16 protein-coding genes are annotated in these 21,326 nt (G+C 55.8%); 4 read left to right on the top strand and 12 right to left on the bottom strand.

Going from position 1 to position 21,326, the window contains the following annotated elements; translation table 11 throughout:
- The first annotated feature begins 22 nt into the window (after positions 1 to 22).
- The 3 genes from gatE to M5R41_01795 all read left to right on the top strand — a co-directional run bounded on the left by gatE (position 23) and on the right by M5R41_01795 (position 5,713).
- Positions 23 to 1,948 carry a Glu-tRNA(Gln) amidotransferase subunit GatE gene (gene gatE, locus M5R41_01805; protein MCZ7555124.1) on the top strand — a complete coding sequence of 642 codons (1,926 nt, stop codon included), beginning with the start codon at positions 23 to 25 and terminating at the stop codon, positions 1,946 to 1,948.
- Positions 1,945 to 3,333, top strand: coding sequence for a Glu-tRNA(Gln) amidotransferase subunit GatD (gatD, locus tag M5R41_01800; GenBank protein ID MCZ7555123.1), 1,389 nt, complete (start codon positions 1,945 to 1,947; stop codon positions 3,331 to 3,333). The genes gatE and gatD overlap by 4 nt, the downstream gene beginning before the upstream one ends.
- Positions 3,334 to 3,643: 310 nt before the next feature.
- The gene (locus tag M5R41_01795) at positions 3,644 to 5,713 is read left to right on the top strand and encodes an Omp28-related outer membrane protein (GenBank protein MCZ7555122.1); all 2,070 of its coding nucleotides are present in this window, start codon (positions 3,644 to 3,646) and stop codon (positions 5,711 to 5,713) included.
- A 138-nt stretch (positions 5,714 to 5,851) separates the two neighbouring features.
- On the opposite strand, the gene M5R41_01790 is transcribed toward M5R41_01795, so the two are convergent.
- The 5 genes from M5R41_01790 to M5R41_01770 form a co-directional block, all read right to left on the bottom strand.
- Entirely contained in the window at positions 5,852 to 8,311 is a 2,460-nt protein-coding gene (locus M5R41_01790; GenBank protein MCZ7555121.1) for an ATP-binding protein, read from the bottom strand.
- 255 nt (positions 8,312 to 8,566) lie between these two features.
- Positions 8,567 to 8,977, bottom strand: a complete 411-nt coding sequence (locus tag M5R41_01785; GenBank protein ID MCZ7555120.1) for a hypothetical protein — start codon at positions 8,975 to 8,977, stop codon at positions 8,567 to 8,569.
- A 56-nt stretch (positions 8,978 to 9,033) separates the two neighbouring features.
- A complete protein-coding gene (locus M5R41_01780; GenBank protein ID MCZ7555119.1) occupies positions 9,034 to 9,969 on the bottom strand; it encodes a hypothetical protein in 936 nt (311 codons plus the stop codon).
- A gap of 404 nt (positions 9,970 to 10,373) precedes the next feature.
- Positions 10,374 to 10,706: a hypothetical protein gene (locus tag M5R41_01775; protein ID MCZ7555118.1), complete on the bottom strand. Its 333-nt coding sequence runs from the start codon at positions 10,704 to 10,706 to the stop codon at positions 10,374 to 10,376.
- Positions 10,707 to 10,980: 274 nt separating this feature from the next.
- Entirely contained in the window at positions 10,981 to 11,394 is a 414-nt protein-coding gene (locus M5R41_01770; GenBank protein MCZ7555117.1) for a hypothetical protein, read from the bottom strand.
- Between the two features lie 476 nt (positions 11,395 to 11,870).
- Between M5R41_01770 and M5R41_01765 the strand changes: the two genes are divergently transcribed.
- Positions 11,871 to 13,811, top strand: a complete 1,941-nt coding sequence (locus M5R41_01765; GenBank protein MCZ7555116.1) for a tetratricopeptide repeat protein — start codon at positions 11,871 to 11,873, stop codon at positions 13,809 to 13,811.
- Between the two features lie 26 nt (positions 13,812 to 13,837).
- Here the strand turns inward: M5R41_01765 and M5R41_01760 are convergent, their stop codons facing one another.
- The 7 genes from M5R41_01760 to M5R41_01730 form a co-directional block, all read right to left on the bottom strand.
- The gene (locus M5R41_01760) at positions 13,838 to 14,770 is read right to left on the bottom strand and encodes an ATP-binding protein (protein ID MCZ7555115.1); all 933 of its coding nucleotides are present in this window, start codon (positions 14,768 to 14,770) and stop codon (positions 13,838 to 13,840) included.
- A 103-nt stretch (positions 14,771 to 14,873) separates the two neighbouring features.
- Entirely contained in the window at positions 14,874 to 15,686 is an 813-nt protein-coding gene (locus M5R41_01755; GenBank protein ID MCZ7555114.1) for an ATP-binding cassette domain-containing protein, read from the bottom strand.
- Complete coding sequence (locus tag M5R41_01750) at positions 15,686 to 16,633, bottom strand: ABC transporter permease (GenBank protein MCZ7555113.1); 948 nt, start codon at positions 16,631 to 16,633, stop codon at positions 15,686 to 15,688. The genes M5R41_01755 and M5R41_01750 overlap by 1 nt, the downstream gene beginning before the upstream one ends.
- On the bottom strand, positions 16,630 to 17,838 hold the full coding sequence (locus M5R41_01745; GenBank protein MCZ7555112.1) for an STAS domain-containing protein: 1,209 nt from the start codon (positions 17,836 to 17,838) through the stop codon (positions 16,630 to 16,632). The genes M5R41_01750 and M5R41_01745 overlap by 4 nt, the downstream gene beginning before the upstream one ends.
- Before the next feature lie 50 nt (positions 17,839 to 17,888).
- Entirely contained in the window at positions 17,889 to 18,902 is a 1,014-nt protein-coding gene (locus M5R41_01740; protein ID MCZ7555111.1) for an ABC transporter substrate-binding protein, read from the bottom strand.
- A gap of 46 nt (positions 18,903 to 18,948) precedes the next feature.
- On the bottom strand, positions 18,949 to 20,136 hold the full coding sequence (locus tag M5R41_01735) for a SpoIIE family protein phosphatase (GenBank protein MCZ7555110.1): 1,188 nt from the start codon (positions 20,134 to 20,136) through the stop codon (positions 18,949 to 18,951).
- Between the two features lie 397 nt (positions 20,137 to 20,533).
- Positions 20,534 to 21,079: a hypothetical protein gene (locus M5R41_01730; GenBank protein ID MCZ7555109.1), complete on the bottom strand. Its 546-nt coding sequence runs from the start codon at positions 21,077 to 21,079 to the stop codon at positions 20,534 to 20,536.
- Positions 21,080 to 21,326 lie beyond the last annotated feature (247 nt).

The following is a 21,326-nucleotide window of genomic DNA, read 5'->3' as shown; positions in this document are numbered from 1 at the left end:
CTTACCAGCTCTGTATTTCCAAATGTACGATTTCAGATTCAAGCCGTTCGAGGAAATGACACCCGAGGACTATGCCACTGTCGGGTTCAGATCCGGACTGGAAGTGCATCAGCAATTGCTGACCACCAGTAAACTGTTCTGCCGCTGCCCGGCCGGACGTTACAGCAAGGAATTTCATGCGGAGATTCTCCGTCACATGCGCCCGACGCTTTCGGAACTCGGTGAGTACGACGGTACGGCCTTGATGGAGTTCAAGACCCGCAAGGAAATTATTTACCGCGTCAATCGCGAAACCGTCTGCACCTACGAAATGGACGACACTCCTCCGTTCATGGTGGATCCGGAAGCGCTCGATTTCGCTCTCGAAATCTCCATGCTTGCGGGATTGACGCTGGTGGACGAACTGCACATCGCAAGAAAGCAATATCTCGATGGCAGCATTCCCACCGGCTTTCAACGAACGGCCATTTGCGGCATCAACGGTTCCGTGCCCTACAGGGAAAGAAACATCGAGATCATTCAGCTCGGTTTGGAGGAGGATTCGTGCAGGGAAATAAGCGATGTCGGCCACAGACGAACGTACAATACTGATCGACTGGGTATGCCGCTCATCGAGCTCGTGACCGGACCCGATATGCGCACACCGCAGGAAGTGGCGGATGTCGCCCAGATTCTCAGGAAAATGATGCGTACCACCGGGCATGTCCGCCGGGGAATCGGCGCGACGCGCGCCGATACGAATGTCAGCGTCAGCGGCGGGACACGCATCGAAATCAAGGGTGTACCGCGTATCGGCCTGATGCCACTGCTTACCTACAATGAAGCGCAACGGCAGTGGAATCTCCTGCGCCTTCGCGAGGAGCTTATTACCCGCGGCATCACCACCGAAACGTTCACGCATTCCTCTGCGGATGTGACGCGCATTCTCAAGCGCACTCGATTCACCCCCATTGAAAATGCGGTCCGTAAAGGACATCAAATCGCAGCCGTGCGTCTGCCGGGCTGGGCGGGGCTGCTGCGCTGGGAAACCCAGGACGGCACCACCTTCGCGCGGGAGATCGCTGACCGCGTTCGCGTCATCGCCTGCCTGACCGTTCTCCCGAACATCATCCACTCCGACAGCCCCGGTGAAACACTCTCCGGCGCCGAATGGAAAGAGTGCAAGGCTGCGCTTGGCGCCACATCCTCCGATGTGGTGGTGCTCGTCTGGGGCGATGCCTCCGACGTGGATACCGCTGTCAAGGAAATTGCCATTCGTGCCAAGGAAGTCACTATCGGCATTCCTTCGGAGACCCGGCAAGCGTTGCGGGACGGGACGACGGGCTTTGAGCGCATACTCCCCGGTCCGCAGCGTATGTATCCGGACACGGACCTGCCCCCGCTCCGCATCACGCCTGAGCGCGTCGAACGTATTCGTGCGGGAATGCCAGTGCAGTATTGGGAGCGGAGGAGTCGCTTCATCGCAGACGGCGTACCTTCCGATGCAGTGGATGGTTTGGCGTACTCCGCGCTGGCCCCGCTCTACGACGAGGCGGTCGGACAATTCGGCTTCACTCCGATGCAGGCCGCGGTGGCATTATGGCGCATACCCCGACGGCTCTACCGTAAAGGGCATGCCTACACGAGTTGGAATCACGATACGTTGCGATCTATGTTTTCCGCCATCCAGGAAGGTCGCATGACGTTCGACGGCCTTTCCGCCGCGATGCGGGCATCGCTCAATGGCGGCTGGTCTTCCGACACACTCAAGCCGCGTCTGCAACCCGATGACCTGCACGACATCATCCATGATGCGAAACTGCGTATCGTTCTCGACGGCGTCCACGATGAGAAGAACATAGAGAATCTCACGCTCGACCTCGTGATGAACGAGGTGCGCGGACGCATTCCGGGCGCAGAAGTCGCCAACGCCGTTCGGAAATATTTTGAAGAGGAGCGCACAGCATGAGCAGCAACGATACATACAAAGGGTACAAGGGCGCCGCACTCGAAGCGCTGAAACAATTCGGTGTGCGCGTCTGGAGCGACGCAGTTCTGACCACGGAAGACGATTCCTTTGAGGGCATCATTTTGCCGCGCTCCGAAACTGCTGACGGTGATCACATCGTGATCAAGATGAAGACCGGCTACAACGTCGGTATCCGGGCGGATAGAATTATTGCCGGAAAGGAAATCGGCTACAAAGAAGCGGTGTACAAGATTCCGGAAAAGGCCTTCCCGTATGATCCCAAGAAGCCTCGAGTGGTTCTGCTCGGTACAGGAGGAACTATCGCGAGCAGACTGGATTATCGTACCGGCGCGGTTATCCCCGCCTTCACGCCCGGCGAGCTGTACGGTTCCGTTCCGGAACTCGCGGATATCTGCAATCTGGAAACGACGAAACTCTTCGGTGTCTTCAGTGAAAACATGGGCCCGGAACAGTACATGATTCTCGCGGAAAAGATCGGCGAGGAAATTGAGAAAGGCGTCCGCGGCATCGTTATCGGGCATGGTACGGACACCATGCACCACACGTCTGCGGCATTGTCGTACATGGTCCAGAACTCCCCCGTCCCGATTGTGATGGTCGGATCGCAGCGCTCCAGCGACCGCCCGTCATCCGACGCGGCGTTGAATCTGATGCATAGCGTCAAGACCGCCGCGGACTGCGATATCGCCGAGGTCATGGTCTGCATGTTCGGACCGACCTCCGATGACTACGGCCTTCTCCACTGCGGCACCCGCGTCCGGAAAATGCACTCGTCCTATCGCTCGACCTTCCGTACCATCGGCGATATTCCGCTGGCCATCGTCAATCGTGACGGTTTCAAATATTTGCGCAACGATTACAATCCTCGACGCCAGGACAGGAACGTGGATGTCCGCGCCGTCTTTGATGATCGCATCGGCATCGTGTATTACTATCCGAACATGAAGGCCGACATGATCGACTCGATGGTCGAAAACGGCTATCGGGGTATCATCATCGCCGGTACCGGCCTCGGTCACGTCAACAAACCGCTGTACCCCGCTCTCAAACGCGCGCAGGATGCCGGTGTCGCCGTGTACATGACAGTGCAGACACTGTGGGGCTATGTGCAGATGTACGTGTACGAAACGGGTCGCGAAATGATGGAACTCGGCGTGATTCCTTTGGAGAACATGCTGCCCGAATCGGCCTATATCAAACTTGGTTGGGCCATGGGGCAAAGCGAAGATCCCGAAGAAGTCAAGCGCATTATGCTCACGCCCATCAATCGTGAAACAACGACGCGAGAGCCCTACAATGGCTATCTCATTTTCCAGGGGGGCATTCCCGAGGTGGATGAGTTCGTCAGCGAAATTCATCGTTGACCTCCGCAGGATACACCACTGAAAAGACTGAAAGGGCAGAAAAAGGGCTCGGATTATGTTTTCGCGAAGCGGAGGGTGATGCCCTCCGCTTGCGTTTTCCACCGGATTTTCTCCCCTGTCGATTTTCGGAGACACTGTCATCGCTGCACACCGGTCTCTCCCTCGCGTGACATCAAATGCAAGCGATCCACAGCCCGCTTCCCCAGAGGCGCAGGCATTGCGCTCCGAATGAACTGTCGCGTGAGTAACCTCACAGTGAATACGACTGTCAATCTTTATTGATTTGTTTTGCAATATCGGAGTCTTGCGCATGAAATCACTGCTTACCGCTTTGCTCATCGTCTGTACTTCCCCGCTCCTCGCGCAAACCTGGACCTATACTTCGACAACCGGTCCGCAAGAGGATATGAGTGACTTCCGTAACGGATGCGCCCTGATTGGGTCAGGGCCAATGGATGACGTATTGACAGGATGGCAAACCCTCCCTTTCTCCTGGATGTTTGGTGATACCAGCGTCAATGGCTATTTCATCAGTGACAATGGGTACATCACATTTGATCCGTCCGCTACCGTCAGCGATCCCGATAATGCCGCGGGAAACGTGCATAACGCTATCTTCGCCTTCTGGGATGACCTCTTCCTCGAGGGCGGTCACTCGATATGGTCCAACGAAGTTCGCACAAAGACGACGGGTGTTGCACCGGATCGCAGACATATCATTATGTGGGTGAGCGCTGTTCCGAAGGGCTCTTCGTGGTCGGTACACAATGTGAGTTTCGCCCTGGTTCTGTATGAAAAAGGCGGCTTCGAAATCGTGCAGATCGCGGGCAAGCCATCGCGGAATATGTCGGGTACGATGGGAGCCATCAATGCTGACGGTAGCGTGCTGACTCTGGCCGGCGACAGCCCTGATCTCGAGTACCCTTCCCTGACTGCGGACCCGAACGATGACATCCGGACGATTTTCACTTGGTCGCAAAGTGCGCTGGATGCCGCGCTCGAAACGCTCGACGTTCCCGCGGTGATACGTCACACGGAATCGGTAAGCGTCACCGGAACTGTGCGCAACAGCGGTTCGGAAACAATAACCTCTTTCCGCGTGGGGTACAGTATCAACGGGTCCGGGGAGCAGGTGCTGGATGTCGACAATCTGACTCTGCGATCGAATCAGACGCACGCATTCGTGCATCCCGTACGATGGACACCCGACGCAGCGGGAAGCGAGTACATACTGACATGCAGAATATTCGACATCAACGGCGGTGACGACGAAGTCGCGGAGAATAACACGTTGAGCACCACGATTTTCACGATACTGGGTATCACTTCTCCGAAGCGTGTGCTTGTCGAGGAATTCACCGGTGCATGGTGCGGCTGGTGCCCGGACGGCATGCTGCAAGTTGAACGTGTTCGCGATGCGTATCCCGACGCCATCGCGGTCGCCATTCATGCGGGTGGCAACGATGCGATGATCATTCCCGCCGGATCGGCCATAGCGCAGGCATTCACACCTGCGTATCCGACAGCCATGATCGATCGGGTAAAATTCGAAGGTGAGAAAGGAGTAGCGATTTCGCGGGGCAATGAAGCCTGGGTGCTTCGCACCGGAGACCGACGCCAGACCTACACTCCCCTGTCGGTGAATGTGACGAGCAGCTACGACGCAGCGAGGAAAAGAATCACTGCCAGAGTGGTTCTGACGTTCAGTGATTATGCTCCTCCCGCGGATTACCGTGTGCATTGCTGGTTGGTTCACGACAAACTCACGGGGAGTGGCAGCGGATGGAACCAGGCAAATTATTTCAGCGGAAATACGACATACCGAAACCATCCCTTCTATTCCCTCCCCAATCCCGTTCCTGATTTCGAGCATCGGCACGTACTGCGTGCGTCCGCGACGGGGAGTTGGGGCGATGAGAGCATTCTGCCCGATGCCCCGGCGGCATCCTCCGAATGGGAGGCGCTCTACCACTTCGACTACGATGCCGAGGGTATAGAGGAGAATCTGAGCGTCGTGGCATTCATTACCACGCACAGCGAAGATGTAACTGACCGCGAGGTCCTGAACGCGGGTATGGCACATCTTCGGCCTCTGGCTGTGGAAGCTGTGCATACACCGGATGTCACTATGCGGAGTATACATCCGCAACCGGCTGACCAGGTGGTGCAGATCGAGGTCGGCAGCGGCAAACCAGGACTGCTGCGTCTGGACGTGTTCGATATGCTGGGCAGATGCGTGTATGCACATCCTCCGACGCAGATATCTGCCGGAACTTCGAACCTCAACATCCCTGTCTCCCGACTGGCAAACGGACCGTATCTCATCCGTCTCAGCGAAGGCGGACAGACGCTGCAACGTCATATACTGGTGGCACGTTAAGCACCGGTACGGCAGTACTCCCAACACAGACAGGGGATGCGAACAACACGCATCCCCTTACTTTTTTTCATCGCCAGGCAATTCGACCGACAGACCTACGCGCCCGTCGCGTTCCCTCGCCTTCGATGCGCCGCGATTTCACTCCAGTAACATGCGTGGTTCTCCGCCGGGGTCCTTTGGCACCGCCCAGGGCACCCAGGCAAGAGCGAGATCGGATACGGAGAGATCGGTTTTGCGCGGCTTGATGGCAACGGCTTCGATGGCGGGCGCCACGGCAAATTGCGATTGCAGCAGCGCCACCTCATCTTTGAATTGCTCCTCCAGCATGACGAGTTCTTCCTGCGCGCTCCGCAAATCCTCCTGTGCGCGCGTGACATCCGCGCGTTCGTTCATCGCACGACTCGCCTTCCCGACGCCTGTTGCTGCCCGACGGGCGATACCGGACACACCCGAGCGGCGCCCGAACAGCGCTCCGAGAAGCGTTGATCCGATATCAACGGCCGTTGATACCTGCTGCTGCCGGTATTGCGCCTCCTGCAGATCGACACGCTGTTCCGCTTTACGGATGCGTTCCTGTGCACGCGCATAGCGCGGTGCGTAACGCGAACGAAGTTTTTCCATCGCCGTATCGCGCTGTTCGTGGTACCTCTGTTGCACGCGTACGCGAAACTGTCCTTCCGTCTCCTGCGGTGAAGAGAGTAGTTTCAATTCGGGACATTGCCAGACGGTACGTTCAAAGTCGCGGTAAATCCATTCGGCGAGGGATTTTTTCCACGTGGAAAAGCTCGTCCTGGACGCGGCGGAATCCGGGATCGCTTCCCGGGTATAGGCAGTGTCCGGACCGTTGGGTATGAATTCGATTTCCGGATGGAACAGAGCTGTCTCTTCCCATGTCACGAAGTCAGTAGTGTCGGGAACCGTTGCAAGGAGGACGTGATCTTCCCACTCGTCCACACCCGATTTTGTATGGACGTAGTGCAGACGGGTTCTGGCATACAGCGCCGGTCTGAACAGCATTTCATAATCCCCGGCGAGCGTTGCGACAGGTGGGAAGTGAATTTCCGGGGCGCCGGGGAGCACTCCCGCACCCGCGACAGCTGTTGTGTGTGCTCGCGTTGCTTCGACGGGTGCAGAGGCGGTAACACCACCGGGCGTACGCGCGGGGGCGGCTGCGCTTTTCTCACCGGCTTTTTTCCCGGCCATCAATGCTTCGATATGCGACTTCGATAAAGGTCCGCGGAGGTAGGAGAGTGCCCACCGTGTCTCGAACAACACTGGGTGATCGTCATGTACGTTATTCATCAGGAATACACGCTTCCCGAGCCCGGAAAGGATGATGTCAATTTCGGAACGGTTGAACGTCTGTCCCGCGGAAGCCAGCGCCCCCTCCAGCCCGTCGAGCAGCCGAAGCTTGTCGCGTTCGGTCTGGAGACGCCCGATGAACCACGTCCCGGTGTTTCCCAAACCCTTGTAATCGAGATCCACCGGATTCTGCGTTGCCAACACACAACCGACGCCAAAAGCGCGCGCCTGCTTCAGCAGAGTCAGCATGGGTTTTTTGGAGGGTGGTGTCGCAGAGGGCGGAAAGTAGCCAAAGATCTCGTCCATATAGAGAATTGCGCGCAGACTGCTGCTTCCTGACTGCCGGCGCATCCAGGAGATGACTTCGTTCAGCAGCATGGTGACGAAGAACATGCGCTCGGCGTCTGAAAGATGCGCGATGGACATGATAGAGATGCGCGGCCGGCCGTCTTTCAAATAGAGCAGGCGCTCGATGTCAAGCGGCTCTCCTTCCATCCATGCGGCAAACGATGGCGAGGCGAGTACATTGTTGAGTTGCATCGCAAAGGTGCGACGGTCCTTCTCGGGAAAGAACGATTCGATGTCGAAAACGCCGAGGGATGCGAACGGGGGCGTCATCACCGCGCGGATAATATCTGCCATGCTCAAATCGCGGCCATCGTGCCAGGCATGGTCGAGGATATTCGATAACAGTATATGCTCCCTGCTCTGTACCGGATCGGCGTCTATCCCGATGAGTGCGAGGAGACTTGACACGGCGCCGAGAATGCGGTCCCGCATGGCATCGGCATCGGTCCGTTCCTCTTCTGCCGGTGCGGCGAAAGAACGCAGCAGACTCACGGAGAGCCCCGCGGTACTGCCCGGCGTATAGATTGCGAGGTCTGCCGCGGCACGCAGATTCGCGATGCGCTCAGTGGATTGCTGCCACGAAGAAAGTCCTTTTTTCCAGAGTTCAGCGGTTTTCTCCGCGAAAGCCTCGGGATCCAGCCCCTGACGCGCGGCTTCCTGTTCGTCTATCCAGGGACGAAAATCCTCCGCCCGCATTTCCGGAAATGTCAGCAGGAGGTTACCGATGTCCCCTTTCGGATCAATAACGATCGCGGGGATGCTGTCGATGGCGGCTTCTTCGAGCAAGCCGATGCACAGACCTGTTTTACCGCTGCCTGTCATGCCAATGCAGATCGCATGGGTGACGAGGTCCTTCGCATCGTAGAGCAGCGGTTCGCCTCCCGGCTGCCTGTCGTTGTCAAGAACACGGCCCAAATAGAAGGAACCGAGTTTTTCATAATCCTGCATGGGTGCTGGCCTCAGTATAGTTGCGTGACAGGACCGTCGTAGTCCTGAAGCAAAGCTACCGAAGCATGACTGTTCACGCAACCCACGCCGTTGTTCTGCGCGTCAACGGAGTAGCAACACGTGGCGCACGACAGCTGATACGGGCTACCGATAGCTCGAACATATCTGATCTGTTGCCCCGGAAATAATGATGCACGGTGCATACTGGATGCACCGTGCACTGTTTCGTCCAGGGCTCGCGGACGGGAGCGTCCGTTAGTTCCCTTCGTAGTTGTTGCGCAGCTGGTAGCTCACGACAACATCATTCCCCCAGTCATGGGTGAATTCGATGAGATATGCCGAGGGCTTGATTGCGCGGTTTCCGAAATGCATTTGCACTCCGTTCTCGTTGATCACGGTGATGTCCATGGAGGTCACGCTCTCCCAGGTCAGTTGCACCGGGGTCTCGGGCACGGAGGTGAGTGGCGGGATATCCACGGTAATGACACCGCTGCTGCCCTCTCCGCGACCGATGATCACACCGCCGTTGGGCAGAGTCGGATCAGGGGTCCACGTCGCGTTGAATTGAACTTCAACATTGGCCTTTGTACGCAGTGCGTTACCGAAGTCGGTGAACACCGCAACGAGTGCCACGGCGATCAGCAAGAGCTGAATGGATTTTGTCATGTACGAACTCCTCTTGATTAGCGGAAATATGTGCGGCACAGTACTTTCATGCCGGGTTAATTATGCAAGTCATAGGTGAGGCCGATAGTAAGTTCCTGAATGAGCTTTCGCCGCTTGGAGTAATTCTTGTCGTAGGTCGTTACAAGGCGGTACTCGAGTTTCAGGTAATTCTTATAGGTGAGTGAGGGATTGACTTTAAAGTACGCCCGGGATTCAGCGGGATCCCCGATGAATCCCGTTTTGGAGAGCATCACACCGAAACTCTCGAATCGAAATTTCAGGTCATCCGCCAGATCGCTTCGGTAGTCCAGTCCCGCAAGATAACTGACACCCGATTCCAACTTGAGCCCCCCCTTGCGTTGGATTTCCGTCAGGGGATTTTGCGAGCCGATTCTGTCGCCCAGGCGGTCGGAGGTAAGGACAAATCGCGAATAGGAGGTCTGCTGCAAGGCATACCCCAGTCCGTGGCGGAAGAGGAAATAATCCTTCTTGTCCTGCGATTTCCACTCGTACTGATGGCCCAGATACAGCGTCTGGTAGAAAAACACGGGATCCAAAAACCTCTTGCTGTAATTCTCGTCCACCACGGTATTGGTCATCTGTGTCTGCATCGTCATGTCCAGCGCAAGCGTCAGAATTCGGTCCGCATACAGACGAAAGGAAGGGATCACCGACATCACAAAATCGTCATCGGTACGCTCCGGAATACGGTCGGAGTTTACCTTCTGGGCCAGGCGCGCATCGATAAGGGTTCGGATATTGACTCGGCCAACATTGTATGATAAATCCGCCTTGAATTTGCCACCGAGCTGCAGATTGTATATTTCTCTGGTTTTCGAAACAGTCGTGTTCGCGGTCAGATCGAAGGAAGGTACTATCGAGTAGGTGAACGGGGGTGGATTGTACCCATTGTTTGACGTCACGACCTGGGCATATGCCCTCGTCCACAGGCACATGCACATCAACATATAGACACTGAGCTTGGCAACCATGAAATAGAGGTCCAGATTGTGTACTTCAAGGTGCTACGGTGTGCCTGTTCAACCAATGTGGCTTACAGCGTGATGAGAGCACCGACGACTGGCGATGCTGTATGCCGGAGGGTAACGGCATGCAAGGAGTCGGGTGGGTATTGAGTGTAAACGAACAAGGAAATATACGGAGAGGATTGCTGCGTTGCAAGCGCTCGCAGTTTTTCTGTATGAAAACTCAACTGGTAATCCGCCTGCTCGTCCTTGGGGTAAGGAAGAGAAACAAACAGCGATGGGGAATGGATTTCGGGTCCATCCCCCATCGCCGGAGCAGTATATCCGCAGCAAAGTCGGCAATCTTTCGATCGCACCGGAAGGGACCCCGGGGTCCGCAGACGGGTGCGCAGTGTGCTTCGAGGAAGCTCTCAGCAGTTCACACGGATACGGTAGTTGACTACTTCGCCGGCCGGCCAGGTGAGAGAGAACAACACCAGGAACTTGTCGGTTTCAAGCGAGGACATGTCGTAATGCGTAGCCGTGGTAGGCGAGGTATGCACGATGAGATCGAAGTTGCTGATGTTTTGTACAGACAGCTCCTGAGGATCCGGAATTGGACTGGTCGGATGAGGGACGCTCACAGTAATCACACCGTTGCTGCCTTCACCCCGAACCACGATCACCTTCACATTGGGATCGAAGGGAGAGATTTGCCAGCATCCGCTGATCTCAAAGGTGAATTCGCTTGCGTTGAGCACCATAAATACCTCCTGGATATGTATGTGGTATCACTCTGTCCGGCGCCGTTTGCGCGGACATATCGAAGTATGGTCCAGGGAAAAACACGCTGGTCAAGCGGACCGGTGTAGACGGTGATTTCGAGGACGGCCTTTGTTTCGCAGCCGAGAGAATATCTCCGTCCATACCATGAGCCTGGTGTTGTCGCCGAGACTTCAGGGCTACAAACAGCACCCGCGACGCGACAGCTCCGTCGCGGGTACCCGTTTCAATTCAAAAGCGGCGATGGCGAACTTGCTATTCCGGCATTTGGTGGCTCACCACCACGTTTGCGCTACTGCCATCGTCGAACGTATGAGTGAAGGTGAACTGATACGTCGCAGTCGCGATATGAGAATCATCGAACGACATTGTCTCACCTTCATCTGTCGTTATCGTGATGGTCATATGCATAAGATTCTCGTGCGTCAGTTCAATATCACCCGTGCTACCGGGCTCGGGAATCGGGATCTCGACGGTAATTCTACCGTTGCTGCCTTCACCGCGATCATTGCCGACGATAATTCCTCCTCCAGGAACGGACGCATTGGGCTCCCACCGAAAATACAATCTCTTTGTGGTGGTGAGCATTTCCGTGTCAGGGACCGACTTACAGCCGGCTGCGAAAAGCAGAACAGCGATAAAAAGCAGCGGAAAACGATGTTGAAGCATGCGGAAACTCCTGATATCAGTGGGTATACTAGAAATTTCGAGACACCGACCTCTGTTGAAAAACCGGGAAACGCGAACATGGGACTTCGGGCACCCGCAATGCAATCCGCTGGTCGTTTCACTCCACGGTCCACAAGTCATACAATCCTACAGATACATCCGGGCGGGAACGCCGGAGAAATCCGTCTGTGATACCCTTGCGGGGATGGAAGAACGCTGTTTCGAATTGCACTGAATAACAATCAGCAATATACGAGCAACATCTCCAACATGCAAATGCATTGTACCAGAGCACACAGTGGGCTGAACGCGGCATTTTGCTTCAGATAGTGCGATGCAACGGAATACGTCCTTCCCGCTCAGCTTGCATTCCGGATAATTCGTTCATATTTTAGGAGAGATTCAGTTCTACTTATTTCAGCGGGCGACACTCATCGTCACATCGAACGCGTGGCAATACGAACCTGGAGGGCGCAATGACGAAGACAATTGGAATCCTCGTGATCTGTCTGCTTATCGGACTCCTCTCCGTTCAGGCACAGCCACGATCAATTGACAGCATCCGGGCGAGGATTGATACGTATACCGATCCGACGATGCGGGTTCAGACGATGAATGATCTCGCCTGGGAACTTCGGCATGTTGAACCGATGGAGGCCATGAAGATTGCCAAGGAGGCGTACTCCATGGCTGTTGACGCACAGTATCGGGAGGGGCAGGCATGGGCGTTGCGTAACATCCACGTTATCCACACCGTGATCGGTGATTATCCCGGCTCAGTTGATCCCGCCTGGAAGGCATTGAAAATCTTCGAGGAACTGAAAGATGTCAATGGCCTGGCTGCGATGTACACGAATATCGGTCTCGTCCGTCGAGAACTGGGAAACAGTGAAGAAGCGCGTGATATGTTTCTTTCGGCGTTGGCACAGAAGCCGACGGATCCGTTCCAGATCGCAAACCCCCGGTTGAACCTCGGTATGATTTACATCGAACTCCGGGATTGGGAAAACGCACTCGTCAATCTGCAAACAGTTGTCGACCTCTTCAAAAAGCTGAACGACGAGCTCAGCGTTTCGATCGCATACTACAACCTGGGGTATCTCTACGATGAGCGTGGCGAGTACACGGAAGCACTCGACTGGTATCAGAAGGCCCTCGACATCCGACGCAAGCATCACGATAAGCGAAGGACGGCAAATTCTCTTTTCAGTGTCGGTTCGATCCATCGAAAAACCGGCCGCTACCTGGACGCGATCGAGTACCTGAGCGAGGCACTGGAACTCAATAAGGAGGTACACGATCTTAAGCAAATCGAAGAGACCTATCAGGAAATTGCGCTGACCTACGCGAGCTTGGGAAACTACGAGCAGGCCTATAAGGCCCACACTCTCTTCGCCATGATGAAGGACAGTGTTCTCAGTGATGCCAAAGCGAAGGATCTCCGGCTCAATGATCTGAAACATGAGGTGGATTTCCAGAAGGAACGCAACGAGCTCCTCGAGCAAACCCGCCGCTTGGAACGCATGATCGCCATCGGCGCCTCCGTTGCCTTTTTGCTTGTCCTCGTCTTCTCGTTCTTCCTCTATGCGGCAAATAAGTCGAAGACCCGCATCAATGAACAACTTCGCGCGATGCAGAACCAACTGGTCGTCCAGGAGAAACTCGCCTCATTGGGACAACTGACGGCAGGTATTGCACACGAAATCCAGAACCCGCTGAATTTCATCAACAATTTCGCACAGGGCTCCATCGAGTTGCTCGATGAATTGGATCAGAGCTCGGATAATGTGGAGGAGAAAAAGGCGATCATGGCTGATCTGCGTCAAAGCGTCAGCAAAATACATGAACATGGAGCACGCGCGGATGGAATCGTGCGCAGCATGATGATGCATGCACGGTCTTCGTCGGAAACGCGTCAATACGCCAATGTCAACACACTCCTCACCGACGCCTCTCGACTGGCGGCTCATGGCGTGCGATCGGAAGGTGCGTTATGCAAACCACGCATGGACCTCCTGCTCGACCCCGCACTCCCCGTCATCAACATCGTGCCACAGGATGTGAGCAGAGTGTTCGTCAACATTCTCAACAACGCGCTGGACGCGGTCTGCGAACGCAGCCTGCACGATGCGGACTATCAGCCGGTCATCCAAATTGCCAGCGCCGTGAAGAACAAAGACATTGAAATCCGCATCAGAGATAACGGTCCCGGTATTCCCGAGCATGTTAAGAAGCGCATCTTTGATCCCTTCTTTACGACGAAGGACAGCGGGAAAGGCACGGGTCTGGGCCTGTCCATCAGTTACGACATCATCGTTCAAAAGCATGGCGGGCGAATTGAAGTCGAATCCCGCGATGATGAATTCACGGAATTCATCATCCTGTTGCCGGTACTTGATGAAGTGAAGCTGAGTTGAGGCCGTTCAGCGAGCACTGTTTCTGATCATTCCCGCCCGTCATCCGGAAGCGCTACACGGAACAACGCGCCGCCGAAACGCGACTCCTCGCAGGTGAGGGCACCGTTGTGATCATCCACAATGATCGTGTGGCTCAACGGGAGGCCGAGACCGGTGCCGGAGGCGGCATCTTTCGTGGAGAAGAACGGTTCAAAAATTTTCTCGCGGAGATGCAGGGGAACACCGGGGCCATTGTCTTCGATGCTGATCGAGCACCCGTTCTCCGTTTTCAGCGTCCCTACACGTACCACAGGTTCGTAGGCTTCTCCCGCCGTTTTTTTCTTTTCCTCCACCGCCTGAAACGCGTTGTTCAGCAGGTTGATAAAGACACGCGCCATCCCCTGTCGGGACAGGGAAATCGAGCCCACATGGGGATCATAGGATCGCTCGATGCGCACGGAAAAATCCTGCACCTGAGCACGCATCCCATGGAAGGCGAGCGAAACGTACTGTTCCAGAAACGCATTGAGCTCCACCTGCTCCTTCACCCCCTGTTGGCCACGTGCCTGCAGAAGCATGCTCCGAACAATGCTCTCGACCCGGCCGCCGTGTTCACGAATTTTCTGCGCGCTCGTTATCATCTCTTCGAGGAGCAGCGACACAGCTGCACGGGAGGCGTCAGCCGCCACGCTCATGCCCTCAATTTCTTCCCGCAATTCCCCTGCCAGGTCGACGAGTCCTTCGGCGAAGTTGTTCACGAAGTTTATCGGATTGCGGATTTCATGCGCGATTCCGGCGGTAAGTTGCCCAAGCGCGGCGAGCGCATCGGTGGAGATGAGTTTCATCTGCAGCGACTCGACCACCAGGCGGAGATGGGCACAGTCCGCTTGCAGCGTTTCCAGGCGTTCTCCGCTCCCCGGTGTGGCATGCACATCGGCTTTCTTTCGTCTGCGTACATATCGAGTATGGTATCTTTTCATATTTTGTCCTCCGTCATACCAGGCAGTGCTGTCAACCCGGCAAAGGCTGTGGAACGGTACGGAACGTACGGCCGTTCGCCATCGCCATCATCATACCGTCGGTTCAGATATACTGCCTCCGTAACAATCCCGAGACACTCTCATCAATCAGATCGCTGCTTCTCAGCGCTTCGAATTCTTCGAGCAACTCCGGTGAACGCAGCAAGCGCTTCTCTGTTCCGGAGATGTCGCGGACGATGCTACCGCGATGCATCACGATCAACCGGTCGCCCATACGCGCGGCCTGTTGCATCGAGTGTGTCACCATGATGGCCGTGACTTTTTCCCTGCTGATAATGCTTTGCGTCATCTTCAGAACGAGATCGGCACTTTTCGGATCGAGCGCCGCCGTATGTTCATCCAGCAGCAACAGCGCGGGACGGTGCCAGGCGGCCATGACAAGACTCAACACCTGTCGTTGTCCACCGGACATGGTCGAAACACGTTGCTGCAATCTTGACTCCAAACCGATCCCCAGCGCGGATAGTTTGCGGTGACATTCCTCGCGGAACTGCCTCCCGACGGCGATCCTGAATCCGCGGGGTACGGTCTTACTTGCGGCGAGAGCGAGATTTTCCACGACGGTCAATTCGGGTATGGTACCACGCATCGGATCCTGGAACACCCGTCCAATCATCGCCGCGCGACGATACCCGGTAAGCTCGGTGATGTTGTGGTCGTCCAGAACTATGGATCCGGCATCACAGTGCTCCGATCCCGCTATCACGTTCATCAGCGTTGTTTTTCCTGAACCGTTAGTGCCCACGATGACAAGGAACTGCCCCGTGGGCACCGTGAGATCGATACCATCCAGCGCTGCTATTCTGTCGCCGGCATCGGTGCTAAACACCTTGGTAAGCGCGCGCAGCACGAGCATCACTGCACCCCCTTCACCGGCACCTGGCCTTGGCGCAGCCAGCGATCCAACGCCGAAGGTACAAGGAGTGCGAGTAAAACAAAGACTGCGGTGAACAGTCGCAAATCCGTACTGACAACGCCCGCGAGCAGCAAGAGGGAGATGATCAGCCGATAGAGCAGCGTACCGATAACGGTGGCCACAAGCTGCATGCTGAAGCGACTCCTTCGAAACAGCGCGCCTCCCACGATGACACAGGCAAGTCCGGTCACAATCATCCCGAGGCCGAGGTCGAATCCGGCTGATCCGAGTTCCTGCGCGAAAATACTTCCCGACAGCGCGGCAAGAGCGTTTGCCAAAGCCAGGGCGATGATGACCATGCGTTCAACATTCACTCCCATCGCCGCGGCTGCCTCGGGATTGTCACCAGCTGCGCGCATTGCAAGACCATACTGCGTTTTGAACAACCAGTACAAGCCTGCCACGATCAGAACGGAAGTACAGCCGGCAAAGACCAGACTGACCAGTTTCACGGTGAATATCCTCGACCCAAGGAGAATGACCGATGGTTCAGGACCGAAGAACCACACCGCGACCTCCCGCGCCCAGTTATACAGGGTTATTTCCTCATTGAAGGCATGCGATGGTTTCCCGAGGATGTACAGATTCACGCTGTACAACGCCGTCATGACGAGGATGCCTGCGAGCAGACGGCGGATGCCGAAACGTGTTGCCAGCAGGCCGGTCAGCAATCCGGCGACCGCTCCACCACACATCCCCAGAAGCGTCGCGCTCAAAGGGTCCCAGCCATACAATACCATCCGTGCGGATACCACGGCACCGCAGGCAAAAGCACCATCCACAGTGAGGTCGGGAAATCGCAGCATGCGATAGCTGATGAACACCCCCAACGCCAGGGGCGTCAGAATGAAACCGATCAGCAGCCCTCCGATGATCACACTGATCATGCTCCACCCCCTCCGCTTGTCTGAACCGGATGCATCCACACGCTGCCGCGCGTGAACTCACTTTCGACGACCGCAGAGGTTTGGCGATCATCCGTCAGAAGGTGCAGAAGCGCCTGTATGCGCTCCTCATCAAACAGTTTGCGTACCAACGCTTTCGGATCGAATATTCCGGAAGGCAACGGCCGGCGTGAAAAGGATATGGCATGGAAATGTCCATAAATGCCGGACTGACCGGTCATCGGTCTGACGTAAGGAAATGCACGCGTTGATACGAGCCCGCAGACCACGGCGATGGTATTCTCTGATGAAGGTTCGGCCGTGAAATACATGCTCTCACGTACGCCGGGGAATGAAAACAAATCCTTTGCATTCACGGGGGATGTTTTTGTCGCGGCACCGATCAGAAAAGCGGCTTCCGCGATAATCAGGAGCATCGCCGATTCGGCCCCGGAAGTCTGTATTGCAAGCTGTGCCAGCGCGGAGAGAGGGATACCACTGCCGGCATCGGCGGCCTCGAACAACACCATCTGCGTGTAATCCGCATCGGATGAAATACCAGAATAGGTGGAAATGGTGGGTACGAAGGCACCATCTTCTGTCATATAGTCCGGATGGCCTCGTCCGTCGGTGGGTAAGCAGACGGTTATTCCGGACGTGGATAGGAACTCCCCGAATCGGGAGGCGCTTCCACTCCGCAGATCACCGAAAGCACCAATTCCGATACCTATTCGTTTGGCGGAATAACGCACAAGGGGAAAAGATCCATCGTTCGGCGAAGCTGACGGCGGGGTGACAACATCCAGAGCGCCTTCCGGAACCTCAGCCAATGGAACGACCGCATACCTGCCGCGTCCCCCGGCGAATGGCGACTCCGGAGTGATCTGTCCGCTTTCTCCCTCACCCGCTGCTGTCAGAAGCAGCTCTGAAAGGCCGGACATGTCCAGGATACTCACGACCTCGGCAGAAGGACGGACAATACGGAAATTGCCATTGATGGCTTTCATCTGTTTGAGCCAGATGAGGAGCACGCGCAACCCCGCGGAACTGATAAAATCCACCCCGGCCAGATCGAGAACGATCTCGCTCGACCCTCCGTGCACACAGGCCTCAATCTCCTGGCTCAAGGCACCGGACCAATATGCATCCAGTTTGCCGCTGACTTCCAGCAACGTGGCCTTGCCTGTGGACTTTCGTTGTATATCCATATACCATCGACCGGCACACGGCCGGCGCTATTCCCACGGTGGTTGTGGTGTCACTCTATCACTCTATCCGCACGAGCAAGTACGCTTGCGGGTAGTGTGAGTCCGGCGGCCTGGGCTGCCTTCTTGTTTGCGATAAGATCGAATTTCGTGATACGCTGGAAAGGGATCTTTGCCGGGCTTTCTCCCCGAATGATTTGCGCGGCCTGACGCGCCGCCTGCTTCGCACCGACGATATAATCCGGGGCAAGCGTCAAAACAGCGCCCTGTTCCGCCTGCTTGTTGACAAAGGCGAAGACGGGGATTTTCGCTGCGGCAGCGGCTTTGATAAGGCCAGGAAACGCGGCACTCGTAAGATTGTCCTCAATCTGACAAATCGCCTGGATACCGGATGAAATCAGCAGCTCGGTCATCGCTCCCACACTCTCTTTGGACACAACGCCAACGGTCTCCACACTCAAGCCCTCTGCCGCGCCGGCGTTCTGTAACTGGCTGCGATAGAACATCGCATTCAATTCCGAGGAGGAATACAGCGTCCCGATTTTATTGACATTTGGTATGCATGCCTTGATATGCTGAAGCATGGTTTTAAACGTCGTGTTCGTGTACACACCCGTGAGAAATGGCAAGTGTGAACTATCACTCTTTCCCACATTCGTGATCACGAAAGGATTCGCGACCACCATGAACACCAGAGGAATTCCGACGCCACGTTGCACAGCGGAATGCAGCGTCGGGGTCTGAAGCGAGACGAGCATGTTCGTACCGTCCGCCGCGGCAGCATCCAACATCGCGATGACCGTCGGAATATCTCCCTGTGCGCTGCGGGATTCGATGGTGTAATCGTAGCCGTCCTTCAGACCGGCATCCGTAAGCCCGTCTCGAAAACCACGTTCGGCTTCTTCAGTTTGCTGAAGATCCTCGTACTTGATCATCGTGATCTTCCAGACCTTGCCACCATCAGTGCTTTCCTCCTTTTTCCCCTGACACGAAAGGAGAAACAATGCCATCGCGAGAACAAGCATGGCGGGCACATGCTGAAAAAACTGCGTACGTGTGGTTTTCATACCAGGTCCTCCGGAGAGTTGATGTTTTATGAATTCATTCGCTATTTCAGGACGGGACTCCACCCCGGTACTCGAGGGCGAGGATGGTCATATCATCCGATTGGGCTCGTCCATTGGCGTGCAACACTACGTCTTCCATCACCGTTTTCACGAGCTGTTGCACACCACCATGATCCGGTTGTCGAAGCAGACGCTCCAGGCGCTCGTCCGAGTACTCCTCCTCGCCGGTGTTGAATGCCTCGTCTATTCCATCCGTGTAGAGAAAAAGATGATCACCCGATTCGAGTGTCACCTCACCCGTCTCGTACTCCCCTGCCGCAAACACCCCGATCACCATTCCGTGTGTTCGTTCCATACGCGAGAACGAATGTCTCCCGATTCGGAACGGGAGTTGGTGTCCGGCGGTCGCATACTGAAAGCGGCCGGTAGAAAAATCCAGTACGCCATAGAACAGGGAAACGAACATTGAGGAGATATTTTCCGAGCAAAGATGGGCGTTGAGCAGGGACAGGCATTCGCCTGGCGGTAAGCCGCGGAGGGCGAGTGATTTCAACAGGGCGCGGGATGCGGTCATGAGCAGAGCGGCCGGCACCCCCTTGCCCGAAACGTCCCCGATAGCGACACCGAGCTGATTCTCACCGCACAGAAAAAAATCGTAGAAGTCGCCACCCACATGCTGTGCAGGCCGCATCTCGGCGTAAATGTCGAATTCCTGTCTGTCCGGAAATGCGGGGAACTTCCGCGGGATGATGGCCTGCTGTATGTGATGAGCGACTTCGAGTTCGCGATGGAGCTTGGTCAATTGCTCGCGGGCCAATCTGGCTTCGCGGAGCTGGCGCACGTGTCCGAGTGTTTTTTCTATGGTGACTTCGAGATCGGAAAAATCAATGGGCTTCGTGACGAAGTCGAATGCGCCGCGATTCATTGCGACGCGGATATTTTCCATATCGCCATAGGCGGAGACAATGACCGCCCGAAAGTCGACGTGCTCCAGCTCCGTGAGTTTGTTCAGGAAGGTTAAACCGTCCATCACAGGCATATTGATGTCGCAGAGTATGACGTCGAGCGGAGCCTGCGTCAGCACATGATCCAATGCCTCCTTGCCGTTGGCGGCGAACATAAAGTCATATTCGCCCTCCCTGATTTTCTTCCGGAATCGTTGGCGAACGAGTAATTCAAGATCGGGTTCATCATCTACCACAAGAATTCGGGCAGACGCGGCGGTGTCGCTCACGGTGTACGCTTTCGCAAATGTGTGACATGTTCGGGAACTGGAAGGAGGAAAATCAGCAAAAATGTTCTTAAATCCAAATCACCGGAGCAACGAGGTTACCCGAACGACTTCCTGAATCCCCGAAAACCTCCCGCTCACAGCTTCTCATCCTCAGGCCAGTCCGGGGAATCAAACAGAAAGACCGGGAAACTTCCATGGTCTCACACCGGCGCGGTGTACGAGGAACACGCAGCCCCTGGCCCCATTCGTCACGGAAGCACTCGGGGAGCACACCTCCGTGTCCGTGGGCGGGGCCGTGCAGTCGGCCCCGACGCACAAGCATCGATCAACCTTCGGCGGAGGCAGCTCAGAAGCTCGTAGCAATGGACATGCATACGAGCGCGCGTGCGCAGGTCATTTACCGGACAGAAAAATCGTATTCCAGAACTGCCGTGCCCAGTCTTGTGCCACCCTGCTCGAGAGGCACTATCACGCGATACGCCGAAGCGGCAGTGGTGTCCACCATGGTCTGTGTCAGTGATGATGTCAGAACACGGTAGGTCGGCTCAAGGATGCTCCCCTCAAGGCGGGGATCCGTGGAAACCTGCACGATACCAGATCCGTCGGCAACCATGCCGAGTTTCAAATGCTGAGCGCCCTGAACCGCGAGGAGTTGTGTGCGCAGTTGCGATACGCTTCCCTCGGTAATGGCCTTGGTGAGGCCGGGCCGCATGGCATCAGACAGAGTAGAGAGCAGCAACCGCGTCCGCGTGTCCAATTCCGCGGCAGCATGGTCACGCATCTCGCTCAAGGCATCCTGATGCCGTGCGTCAGTGATCATATTCGAGACGGGGATCCAGATCAGGAGAAGCACTGCGAGTGCCGAAGTCGCCAGGAGGGCCAGGCGCTGCAAGCGCTGCTTCAATGGCGGCGTGGTTTTCTCCGCTTTCGCTGAATCATTCATGATGGCACTCCTCAAGAGGATGTGGTTGTGCGGAAAATATGCCCATTCCGCGTACAACAAGCAACAGACCGACAGCTGCTGAACACATCGAGAGCGTGCCGGTCACTCCGCACCGCTGCACGGCAGAAATACCGCCGTATGGTCATTACAACCTTTCAGCATTGTAATGTTGTTGTAATTGTCCTGTAGGATTGCGCTGGGTAGGTTGCAATGTGTTCGTGGCAGACCTCACATTGATGCATAGAAG

Source organism: Bacteroidia bacterium, assembly GCA_027493955.1.
In the GTDB taxonomy this organism is placed as follows: Bacteria; Bacteroidota; Ignavibacteria; order SZUA-365; family SZUA-365; genus JAOSJT01.
The sequence above is the reverse complement of the archived record's forward strand: the minus strand, read 5'-3'. Positions and strand labels throughout refer to the sequence as shown.

What these genes read in the sequence shown, in the direction of transcription:
- M5R41_01790 (MCZ7555121.1), bottom strand. Translation starts at nt 8,311, where the DNA reads ATGCAGGATTATGAAAAACTCGGTTCCTTCTATTTGGGCCGTGTTCTT.
- gatD (MCZ7555123.1), top strand. Translation starts at nt 1,945, where the DNA reads ATGAGCAGCAACGATACATACAAAGGGTACAAGGGCGCCGCACTCGAA.
- M5R41_01745 (MCZ7555112.1), bottom strand. Translation starts at nt 17,838, where the DNA reads ATGGATATACAACGAAAGTCCACAGGCAAGGCCACGTTGCTGGAAGTC.
- M5R41_01755 (MCZ7555114.1), bottom strand. Translation starts at nt 15,686, where the DNA reads ATGCTCGTGCTGCGCGCGCTTACCAAGGTGTTTAGCACCGATGCCGGC.
- gatE (MCZ7555124.1), top strand. Translation starts at nt 23, where the DNA reads ATGTACGATTTCAGATTCAAGCCGTTCGAGGAAATGACACCCGAGGAC.
- M5R41_01750 (MCZ7555113.1), bottom strand. Translation starts at nt 16,633, where the DNA reads ATGATCAGTGTGATCATCGGAGGGCTGCTGATCGGTTTCATTCTGACG.
- M5R41_01730 (MCZ7555109.1), bottom strand. Translation starts at nt 21,079, where the DNA reads ATGAATGATTCAGCGAAAGCGGAGAAAACCACGCCGCCATTGAAGCAG.
- M5R41_01785 (MCZ7555120.1), bottom strand. Translation starts at nt 8,977, where the DNA reads ATGACAAAATCCATTCAGCTCTTGCTGATCGCCGTGGCACTCGTTGCG.
- M5R41_01770 (MCZ7555117.1), bottom strand. Translation starts at nt 11,394, where the DNA reads ATGCTTCAACATCGTTTTCCGCTGCTTTTTATCGCTGTTCTGCTTTTC.
- M5R41_01740 (MCZ7555111.1), bottom strand. Translation starts at nt 18,902, where the DNA reads ATGAAAACCACACGTACGCAGTTTTTTCAGCATGTGCCCGCCATGCTT.
- M5R41_01760 (MCZ7555115.1), bottom strand. Translation starts at nt 14,770, where the DNA reads ATGAAAAGATACCATACTCGATATGTACGCAGACGAAAGAAAGCCGAT.
- M5R41_01765 (MCZ7555116.1), top strand. Translation starts at nt 11,871, where the DNA reads ATGACGAAGACAATTGGAATCCTCGTGATCTGTCTGCTTATCGGACTC.
- M5R41_01780 (MCZ7555119.1), bottom strand. Translation starts at nt 9,969, where the DNA reads ATGGTTGCCAAGCTCAGTGTCTATATGTTGATGTGCATGTGCCTGTGG.
- M5R41_01795 (MCZ7555122.1), top strand. Translation starts at nt 3,644, where the DNA reads ATGAAATCACTGCTTACCGCTTTGCTCATCGTCTGTACTTCCCCGCTC.
- M5R41_01775 (MCZ7555118.1), bottom strand. Translation starts at nt 10,706, where the DNA reads ATGGTGCTCAACGCAAGCGAATTCACCTTTGAGATCAGCGGATGCTGG.